Raw genomic sequence first — 7,484 nt, forward strand, 5'->3', positions numbered from 1 at the left:
CTAACAGAAAAAATTGCAAATCTGAAAAAAAAAGTTGGAAGTGATGCAGTATCTGACATTTTTCTGCATTTAATCTATAAAAGGAAAAAGAAAATCAGATTTATTTATAATATTAAGACCTAAAACCTGAACTTGACAAGTGGGGAAAATGATGAGAGAGAAAAATGTTATGCGATCCCCCAAAACAAGAGCCCCTGCTAACCGTGAAGGTTAGCAGGGGCTCAATCTATCTATGCAATAAATGTTTCTATTATTTGCAGTATTTTTCAATAAGTGTATCTGCATTCGTATCTCCCAACTCTTTCGCTTTCTTTAAATCTATGCAAGCATCATCTGTCTTTTTCTGTTGTGCCTTACAAAGTCCGCGCAAACGATATGCTTCCGCATATTTGGGGTCCTCATTTATGATTTTATCTAATATCTGTATAGCTTCATCATAACGTCCGACACGTAAATTAACCACAGCATTTTCTGTCTGATAAGTCAAGTCTTTTGGATTTAATTCGATAGCTTTGGCAATATCATCTAATGCACGTTGATATTGACGAGATTTCAGCGCTGCTTGTTCACGATAATAGTAAAAAAGGTCATTAACATTACCATTCGTTGCTTTAAAGTAATCATCATAATCTAAAAGTGCTTTTCTTGGTTCATCTGCATTCATATACATTTGAGCACGTTCCAAAACGTAAGGAGCATATTCATCCGTAAGCGGTTTAGGACAACGGGCAACACAGCTATCCATTAATGCCATTACCTCTTTAAGATCGCCCTTCATCAGTTCTTTTGTCTTAGCAGCACTATAGTAGGTAGCAGCTGAAGCAAGATTACTTGCATTTACTTTTTCATAGCTAGCCAACGCGCCTGCATAATCTTGTTTAGCAAAAAGAATGTCCCCTTCCAACTGACTATAAAGAGGCAAAGGATCTAATGCTAAGGCTTTGCGGACATCTGCCAATGCAGTATCGTAAGTCCAGTCTTTATAAGTTTTTTCAGGTTTTGACAACTGATAAGCATGAATAATTTTTGCAATACTATAGTAAGCATCTTCTTTTTTCTGAGCTATTTTCAACGCTTGTTCCAAATCGGCCGCTGCTTTATCAAGAAGTGCTTCATCCCCTTTAGCATTAGCTATGTTATAACTGGCACGACGGTAGTAACCTTCGGTATTATTGGGGAATTGGGCAACAAATTCATCTAATACTCGTAAATAATCTGCTGCTGGCAACTGGCTAGCAGTCATATAGAGATATACTAATGCTTGTTCTTCATCTTCGGGCAGTCCTTTTCGAATTCCAATATTCCTCAAAGTCGCATCTCCCAACGAAAGAGCTGTAATCTTCTGAGACATAGCAAATGATACTCCTACAGCATAACAAGTATTCACAGAATCAGCACCAGAAGATTTCTGTGAAACTCCGAAAACCTGTCCTTCCGCATTCATCACCGGACAACTTACCATCTTGTCTTTCATCGGCATACCTAATGTATAATAATGGTATTCACCGGCAATTTTCGATACCTCTTTCACTTTACCAGATTCACAGGCTATACTTTTCTGTGTAGAATAAGGCAACAGCCATGCACTGGATTCTACTGCCGGAACTGTTGTTGCCACTGTTAATGCCGGTACCTTTTTCTCAGTAATTGCAACACGGAATTTTATGACATCATACATATCATTAGCACCCAGAATTACGTTTACCGGCATTTCTTTTCCATCCGGAGTAATAATCACAGCCCGTGCAGCTCCCTTGAAAAGAGTATAATCTGAAAGTGCCAACCCATCTTCGGAAACAAAAAATCCGTTTCCGGTATTCAGCATTTTATCATTCTTGTCATAAGTCACTATAGAAAAGACCGCACGCTTTGCCTTCTCCACCCATTTAGGAGTTACTTGTGCCATACTTCCCTGAATCAGGCAGACGAGTACCAAAGGCAGAATTAAAATCTTCTTCATATCAGTCGTTGTTTCTTTGTTTTACAGCTTCATATATAAGTATCCCGGCAGCCACGGAAACGTTCAGTGATTCAATCGTTCCAAGCATCGGGATTTTTACCCATTCATCACAAAGTGCCAGATTATCATACGATACGCCCGTATCTTCAGCACCCATAATAATACAGAGCGGACCTGTATAATCACCTTTCGAATAGTCATAATCACCTTTTTCGGTAGCGGCTACAATACGAAATCCACAATCTTTCAGATATTTCAATGTATTCCGAAGACTCTGTTCGCGACAAACAGGTAAAGTATGCAGTGCCCCTGCTGATGTCTTCATCGCATCGGCATTCACTGACACGCTACCACGTGCCGGAATGATAATAGCATCTACGGCAGCACATTCACAAGTACGTGCAATCGCACCAAAATTACGTACATCGGTCACACCGTCTAACATCACGAAAAAAGGATTTTTTCCCTGTTCAAACATAAACGGAACCAAATCTTCGGTTTTCTGATAGGTTACGGAAGAGATGAAAGCAATTACACCTTGATGATTCTTCATGGTAATACGATTAATACGTTCCACCGGCACACGTTGGACAGGTATTAACGTTCCTTTCAAGGCTGCAAAAAGTTCCTTGGAAAGATCGCTTTGAATATCTTTTTTTACCAGAATTTTATCAATTTCTTTTCCCGCCTGAATGGCTTCTATCACGGCACGAACACCGAAAATCATTTCACTTTTATCGAGCATGCTGTCTATTTACTTATTATTTTTATTAGTTATTACGATTTAGTTGCGTGTTAAAAGAGATCTGGCATTACTAAGCGCCGCTTCTGTCAAAGTAGCACCACTCAGCATATGGGCAATCTCTTCTACCCGTTCATTATCTGTCAGACGGCGAATATGACTATTTGTCTCCGTATCGCTATCTTTTTTATATACTTTATAATGAGCACGACCACGTGCAGCAATTTGCGGCAAATGGGTAATACTGATTACCTGACGATTAGAATCTCCCATTTCCTGCATCATATCTGCCATACGGTCGGCTATTTCACCGGAAACTCCGGTATCTATTTCGTCAAATACAATAGTTGGAAGTTTAACCGCTCCGGCAATCATTGCTTTGATAGAAAGCATGACACGTGCAATTTCACCTCCTGAAGCCACAGTTGAGATGCTTTGTAACATTCCGTTCTTATTAGCAGAAAAAAGAAAATTGACAGTATCTTCTCCCTGCATTCCGGGTTCTTTCTTCAACCCCATCTCTACCTGAAAGCGGACATTAGGCATTCCCAATGGAACCAAACGGGCAGCAAGCTGGGTTTCCACTTCGCGAGCAGCTTTTGTACGTGCCTGGGTCAATACTTCTGCCTGTTTCTTTACCTTTTTATATTGCGTTTCCTTGCGTGTTGTCAATTCGGCAATACGTTCATCATACGAAGTGATGGCAGAAAGTTTATTTCGATATTCATCGGTCAGAGTGATCAATTCTTCTAATGTCTGTACCCGATGCTTCTGCTGCAAGGAATATATCAGATTTAAACGATCGTTTACCTCTTCCAACCGAACAGGATTAAATTCGACGGATTCACCTTGTGAAGATACCTCCTGTGAAATATCTTTTAGTTCGATGTAAGTACTTTCTACCCGTTCGGCAAGTTCTCTAGCCGGCTGATATACTTTTTGAAGACTATTCAGCGTGTTCAAGCTATCTTTCAAATAAGAAAGTAATCCGCCTTCATCTGATGCAAAAGATTGCTCGACATGATATAACCCTGCCCTGATTTCTTCAGCATTACTCAACAATTCGGCTTCTTGCTCCAGTTCTTCTTGTTCGCCTTCGGACAAATGAGCTTCTTCGAGTTGCTCCAATTGAAAACGAATATAATCTTCATCGGTACGACTCTGTTCTGCTAATGATAATAGTCCGGATAGCTCATGCTCTATCTGACGCCATTCACCATACAACGAATAATATTCATCCAAAACTACATCATTGTGAGCGAGAATATCGAGTACATTCAATTGAAAGCCTTCTTTATTCAGTAATAAGTTCTGATGTTGCGAATGAACATCAATCAACTGTTCTCCCAACTCTTTTACCTGAGCTAACGAAGCAGGCGTATCATTAATAAATGCACGGCTCTTACCTGATGACTGCACTTCACGCCGGAGAATACATTCTGCATCATATTCAAGCCCATTCTCTTCGAAAAATGGATGCATATTGTAAGCAGAAATATCAAAATGTGCTTCTATTACACATTTCGAAGCTCCTTGACGAATTGATTTTACATCTGCACGCTGACCAAGCAATAAACCGATCGCTCCCAGAATGATCGATTTTCCAGCTCCTGTCTCACCTGTTATAACGGAAAAACCTGTTTCAAAACTGATGTCCAGTTTTTCTATTAACGCGTAATTCTGTATATATAATGAACGTAACACTTTCTTCGAATTATGAATTATAATTTATGAATTTGGAGATAGTGACAGCACCAAACGATCAACAATATCCTGTGCAACTTCCGTTTTTGATTTTAATAAATAATCGGTACGACCTTTCCGATCAATAATACTGACTTTATTTGTATCGTGACGAAATCCTGCTCCCGCATCGTTCAGAGAATTCAAGACTATAAAGTCAAAATTCTTGCGTTCAAGTTTACCTTCGGCATTTTGCTGTTCGTTATTCGTTTCAAGGGCAAATCCTATCAACAACTGACTCTTCCGCTTGATTACTCCCAAGTCAGCTGCAATATCTTGTGTTGCCTGAAGGTGCAAAGTCAGCTCTTCCTCTTTTTCCCGCTTGATTTTTTTGTCGGCTATCGTCTCCGGACGGAAATCGGCTACTGCTGCACAAAGAATCCCTGCATCAGAATCCGGATAATAGATTTGTGCAGCTTCATACATTTCCTGAGCTGATTCTACATCAATACGGTAAATAAGGGAATGTTTAGTTTCTAACTGTACCGGACCGGCAATCAATATAACTTTTGCTCCACGTCGAGCACATTCTTCGGCCAAGGCAAATCCCATTTTCCCGGAGGAATAATTACCAATAAAACGGACCGGATCAATCTTTTCATAGGTTGGTCCGGCTGTTATCATGATTTTTTTTCCTTGTAAATCTGAATTTGCAGAAAAGAATTCATCTAATACACGAATTATATGATCCGGTTCTTCCATACGCCCTTTCCCTACCAGATGACTGGCTAATTCACCAGTCCCCGGTTCTATGATATGATTGCCATAAGAACGCAATGTATCCAGATTCTTCTGTGTAGAAGGATGGGCATACATATCAAGATCCATAGCCGGGGCTATAAATACCGGAGCTTTTGCCGAAAGATAGGTGGTGATCAGCATATTGTCAGCTATTCCATTAGCCATCTTTCCGATGGTAGAAGCTGTAGCAGGAGCAATCAGCATGGCATCTGCCCATAGCCCAAGATCCACATGGCTATTCCACGTTCCATCACGTTGAGCAAAAAACTCACTGATAACAGGCTTGCCGGTCAGAGCCGAAAGAGTAATAGGTGTAATAAATTCTTTTCCCGCCGGAGTGATAACGACCTGAACTTCCGCTCCACACTTAATCAATCCACGAATTATGTAACAGGCTTTGTAAGCCGCAATGCTTCCGGTTATTCCAAGAATTATTTTTTTTCCTTTCAACATTATTTTGTAATCAAATTGCTCAATTCACGCAAACGAATTTTTGTCAGTACCGCCTTCGTATTCAACGTGAAATCACTGTTTAAAATCCAACTGTAGTAGCCAGGATCTTTCTTTAATACTTCAACTACAGACATACCTTTATATTTTCCAAAATTGAAGACTTCGATCCCGTTTTCATCATATACCATTCGTCCGGCAAAGTCCACATTCTTAGTATAGCTTGAATATTCGGCTAAAAAGGCGATGTCATTCTGAAGTTCTGAATAACGATCAAGTTGCGCCTTCAATACTTCATAAGTGGCACGTGTATCGGCTTCGGCAGTATGGGCATCTTCCAGATTCTGTTCACAATAAAACTTGTAAGCAGCAGAAAGAGTACGTTGCTCCATCTTGTGAAATATAACTTGTACATCAACAAATTTGCGTTTGGTCATATCGATATCTACTCCGGCACGAAGAAACTCTTCTGCCAACACGGGAATATCAAAACGATTAGAATTAAATCCTGCCAAATCACATCCCTCAATATCTTTAGCTATGTTTTTTGCAACTTCTTTGAAAGTCGGACAATCTGCTACATCTGCGTCATAAATACCATGTACGTCAGAAGATGCTTCGGGAATATGCATTTCAGGATTGATACGCATTGTCTTTGACTCTTCGTTTCCGTTAGGATAAATTTTCAAATAACAGATCTCTACAATTCTGTCTGTATTTATATTAGTTCCCGTTGTCTCTAAATCAAAGAAAACAATAGGGTTTTTCAGGTTTAATTTCATCTCAATTAATCATTTAGCATCATCGGCATCAATAACATCAATAAGTCCTCGTTTTCTTCTTGTTCAACAGGAATCACAACCCCAGCACGTGAAGGGTCTGCAAGTTCAATAATGACTTCTTCAGCTGATATATTATTCAAAATATCAATCAGAAAGGTCGATTTGAATCCTATACTCATTGAAGCACCGGCATATTGACAAACTTGTGTTTCTTCCGCAGAAGTAGAAAAGTCAATATCTTGAGCAGAGATCACGATCTGGTTTTCCTGCATACGAAGTTTAATTAAGCTACTTGCTTGCGAAGAGAATATAGATACACGACGCAAAGCTCCGATCAATTGCTGACGGTCTACTGTTACTTTATGAGGATTATTCTGGGGAATAACTGAATTGTAATTCGGATAACGACCTTCAATCAACCGACAAACCATACGAAAGCGTTCAAGCATAAACGTGGCATTGCGTTCGTCAAATTCAATAGTCACTGTTCCCTGCTCTTTCGGAAGAAGATTTTTAAGTAATGTAGCCGGTTTTTTGGGTAAGATGAAAGCAGCACGTTCGTTCCCTTTAGCAGCCAATGTCTTACAGCGCACAAGTTTATGGCCGTCTGAAGCAACCATCGTAATATCTTCTGTTGTAATATCGAAATAAATACCATTCATTACGGGACGAAGTTCGTCATCTGCTGTAGCAAATACAGAACGGTTAATGCCACCCAACAATATGTCTGCTTCCATTTCTACACGGACTGCACTATCTCCCAATGTAGCTGATTGTGGAAATTCATCTGCATTTTGTCCCATCAGGCTATATTTTCCGTTTTGATACTGTACTGTTATTTCATAAGTATTCGGATTGACTTCAAATGTCAGCGGCTGTTCCGGAATTTCCTTCAGTGCATCAAGCAACGTTTTTGCCACTACGGCAAAACGCCCGTTCGCATCGCTATCATTCACTTCTACTGTGGTTACCATAGTCGTCTCACTGTCAGAAACAGTCACAGACAATGTTCCATCTTCCAATTCGAAAAGGAAACAATCGAGAATAGGCAGCGCATTCTTAGAGT

Annotated in this window: 6 protein-coding genes; all 6 read right to left on the reverse strand. The window is 39.9% G+C overall.

Annotated elements, in window-relative coordinates; genetic code table 11:
* Positions 1 to 250: 250 nt before the first annotated feature.
* A complete protein-coding gene (locus PHO71_RS19985) occupies positions 251 to 1,960 on the reverse strand; it encodes a serine protease (RefSeq protein ID WP_300206733.1) in 1,710 nt (569 codons plus the stop codon).
* 1 nt (position 1,961) lies between these two features.
* Positions 1,962 to 2,705, reverse strand: coding sequence for a 23S rRNA (guanosine(2251)-2'-O)-methyltransferase RlmB (gene rlmB / locus PHO71_RS19990; RefSeq protein WP_300206735.1), 744 nt, complete (start codon positions 2,703 to 2,705; stop codon positions 1,962 to 1,964).
* Positions 2,706 to 2,744: 39 nt separating this feature from the next.
* A complete protein-coding gene (recN, locus tag PHO71_RS19995; protein WP_300206737.1) occupies positions 2,745 to 4,406 on the reverse strand; it encodes a DNA repair protein RecN in 1,662 nt (553 codons plus the stop codon).
* 24 nt (positions 4,407 to 4,430) lie between these two features.
* On the reverse strand, positions 4,431 to 5,639 hold the full coding sequence (coaBC, locus tag PHO71_RS20000; RefSeq protein ID WP_300206739.1) for a bifunctional phosphopantothenoylcysteine decarboxylase/phosphopantothenate--cysteine ligase CoaBC: 1,209 nt from the start codon (positions 5,637 to 5,639) through the stop codon (positions 4,431 to 4,433).
* Positions 5,639 to 6,418: a 3'-5' exonuclease gene (locus PHO71_RS20005; protein ID WP_300206741.1), complete on the reverse strand. Its 780-nt coding sequence runs from the start codon at positions 6,416 to 6,418 to the stop codon at positions 5,639 to 5,641. The genes coaBC and PHO71_RS20005 overlap by 1 nt, the downstream gene beginning before the upstream one ends.
* A gap of 5 nt (positions 6,419 to 6,423) precedes the next feature.
* A partial coding sequence (dnaN, locus tag PHO71_RS20010) for a DNA polymerase III subunit beta (RefSeq protein WP_300206743.1) occupies positions 6,424 to 7,484 on the reverse strand: 1,061 nt, incomplete at its 5' end.

Source organism: Bacteroides sp. (assembly GCF_028690125.1).
Taxonomy (GTDB): Bacteria; Bacteroidota; Bacteroidia; order Bacteroidales; family Bacteroidaceae; genus Bacteroides.